Origin of the sequence: Microcystis sp. LEGE 08355 (assembly GCF_015207185.1) — a bacterium.
Lineage (GTDB): Bacteria > Cyanobacteriota > Cyanobacteriia > Cyanobacteriales > Microcystaceae > Microcystis > Microcystis panniformis.
The window spans coordinates 1-2,661 of sequence record NZ_JADEXI010000616.1 but is presented as its reverse complement, the minus strand read 5'-3'; the positions used below and the strand labels follow the sequence as shown (position 1 = coordinate 2,661).

Sequence of the window (2,661 nt, the reverse complement as noted above, 5' to 3'; positions counted from 1 at the left end):
GACTTTTAACTTCTTAGCAAGTTTAATTTTTAAAAAATCTCTGAGTTGGTTGGCATCGGGCCAATTTACTGAATTTGCATAGGGTTTAATGAGTTTAATTGTTGAATAAATGTAGCGCGATCACGCTGGTTAACTCCAAAAATTGTTACTGTTTGATAAGGTTCCTGTTGTGGGGGAAAATTAGATTTAATTAACACATAAGAAGGTGTAGAAGCAGTTTCTCCTCGTTGGCTGATTCGTCCGCCAACATTAGCATTTCCATTTCCTTTTTGATTGACACCTTTAAAGCCACTACTATAAAGGAAATCCAACCCTTTTCCCCGTACTTCTGACCTTAATCCTTCGTTTTGCCAATTATTGACAGTTCTAGGATATTTTAAACTAGGACAAGAAATTAAATAAATTTGAGTCTGACTATTCAAAACGTCTTGAGAGCGATTGCCAGGATTTCCGGGAGGACAATTAGCAGGATTTCCTATGGCAGACTGTAGGGCAAGCAAAGAATCTCTTACCTCTCTAAGAAACTGCTGCCATAGTTTTTTATCACGAGGTAGTTTTTTAGTGTCAACTTCCCAATGGCATCCCCTTAATCCTATTGGATTATTCCAATGCAACGATCGTCTCGATCCTCTCCCAATTCCTGCTAAATGAGAAGATAATTGCAATAGCTTTTCTGCTAAGTTGAGAGCATCCTGATTTTTAGCTTCTAGTAGAATATTACCTTCACAAAAATAAGGACGATTGCGATCATTTTCTTCCTCTTCCCAATCTACAGAAATACGAATTAGTCCTTCTTGAGCTTTCGGTTCAATAGTACCAAATAACCTACCTTCTAAATCTTTACATTGCTGCGGTGAATAAATACTTAATCCTACTGCACGAAACCAATAACGCAGGGTCCCTCGCACTGCTACGGGACGAAATTCATTATTTCCCTGATATTGATTATCTTTAGTGGGAGGATTTGCGCCATATATCCCTTGCGTCCATAATTTAAAAGCATGGGAAGAGTGATGAGACAAACTAGAAGCAACAGATGTTCTACCATACCCCGCACTAACCCGCGAACCAATTCCTGCTGATAAAGCTATTTGTAACCAATCTTTGACTTTGCTGACATCTTCTAATTTACCTCTGCTGGTACGAGTCAACCCAATTAAAATCTCAGGTTCTTCCATTGACAACAGATAATGGGGGACAGGTTGATAGCATACTCGGTTATTTTCCCAACTCCATTGAGGATTAGCGATATCTACAGTCAAACAAGGTGCAGTGGGAAAAGCATCAAGAAATTGAACGCAACCGATACCATCCTCTAGTGTCCCCAGAAGTCGATTTACCTCAGCTTCTGGTCGATGTTGTCTTGCCCAAGCTCTTACTACACCTTTTAAACTACTAGAAGGGATATAAGGTACACCATAGACTGGATGAAATACAGGAAGAAGTAACTCCTGAAAACCGCGCATTCCTCCTACACGCAGCCTCCAGATGAATTCAACAGTCAGAGTTTCATCAGCTAATCGTTTAGTTTTCTCAGTTAATTGTTGGTATAAAGACTGACAAGTTTTATCCGCCGCCGCCGCTTCTATTAGAACTGGTTTAGCTGTGTCATTATTATTAAATAATCGATGATTCAGTGCTTGTAGAGGACTGGTTAATTTCCGACTGGTTGGATTATTTGTTCTTGCTGTCGATCTTGTCATTGCAGTAATGGAGGAAGGGGCTAACTGTCCAACTTTGAAATTAATCTTTTGATTTTTCCAGTGTGGCGGAAACTTGGCTTGTAATTTCTGCCATTTAGCACTTGCTTTTTTTTTCGCTTCTTCGTCAGAAAAATAAATAGTTATTTCTGTACCTATTTCTAACTGACTATCTTTATACAAGTCATAAAGAGGATTTTTATCTTTTTGGAGTTTTTCCAAAAATTTCTGCCATTCTTGTTGTGCCGTCATGATTGTTCTGCCTCTCCTAAGACTGCTGGCGACCAAAAAGACCACTCTTTTGCTAATTTAATTGCCAAGTGATTGAGGGCGGTATATTTTCTTAAAGGCATATGAATTAATGTGCCTTGATCATTAACATCAAAATCTGCCCCGCTAAACTCTTTGAGCTTAGTAAGAAATTTTTGATAAACTTTCCCTTTATAGCGTGTATCTTCGGCAGTTCCACCGAGAAATTTTTGCATATCTCCACTAAGTCGATGCAGTCCCCAAGTAGATATATAAGTGCTTAATCCTTGAACTAATCCACTAGCTTTTTTGTGGTAATTTACTGCTAACTCACTTTTTATTTCAACTAAAGCGTTATGTGCTTGTTTGCTAAATTGACGCGAATCTAATTTCATTTTTGGCTTCCTGTAGTAGTTTCAGTAGTTTCAATTGTTTTTAGATCGCACCAACCGCGACCTAATCCTTCTAGACCTCCAAATTGTAGTTTATTTTTAAGTAATTCGCTAGTTTTTGCTCGAATATTCTGAGTATTTTCGGTTTGTTTGACAGGTTTCATTCCCCAAGGAAAGAAAAGTACAGTTTCAGGGGGAATGGCTTCTTCCGAGCGAAAAGAACCACCTTTAACAGTTTTTTCGCCTTCATTAAGAGCAACGCGCACTTCTCGCTGCAATCCCGTTTCTACCAAAGCAATACAGTCTTCATCATCCACAAT

At 38.7% G+C, this 2,661-nt stretch carries 3 protein-coding genes; all 3 read right to left on the bottom strand.

The genetic code is table 11. From position 1 onward, the window contains the following. Positions 1 to 65: 65 nt before the first annotated feature. Positions 66 to 1,952 carry an RAMP superfamily CRISPR-associated protein gene (locus IQ242_RS21960; RefSeq protein ID WP_193961407.1) on the bottom strand — a complete coding sequence of 629 codons (1,887 nt, stop codon included), beginning with the start codon at positions 1,950 to 1,952 and terminating at the stop codon, positions 66 to 68. Next, on the bottom strand, positions 1,949 to 2,344 hold the full coding sequence (locus IQ242_RS21955) for a hypothetical protein (protein WP_008197475.1): 396 nt from the start codon (positions 2,342 to 2,344) through the stop codon (positions 1,949 to 1,951). Before IQ242_RS21955 ends, IQ242_RS21960 begins: the two co-directional genes overlap by 4 nt. After that, a partial coding sequence (locus tag IQ242_RS21950) for an RAMP superfamily CRISPR-associated protein (protein ID WP_370583040.1) occupies positions 2,341 to 2,661 on the bottom strand: 321 nt, incomplete at its 5' end. The genes IQ242_RS21950 and IQ242_RS21955, both read right to left, overlap by 4 nt.

Bases quoted from the DNA above. Each gene is read 5' to 3' on its own strand.
- IQ242_RS21960 (WP_193961407.1), bottom strand. From the start codon at position 1,952: ATGACGGCACAACAAGAATGGCAGAAATTTTTGGAAAAACTCCAAAAA.
- IQ242_RS21955 (WP_008197475.1), bottom strand. From the start codon at position 2,344: ATGAAATTAGATTCGCGTCAATTTAGCAAACAAGCACATAACGCTTTA.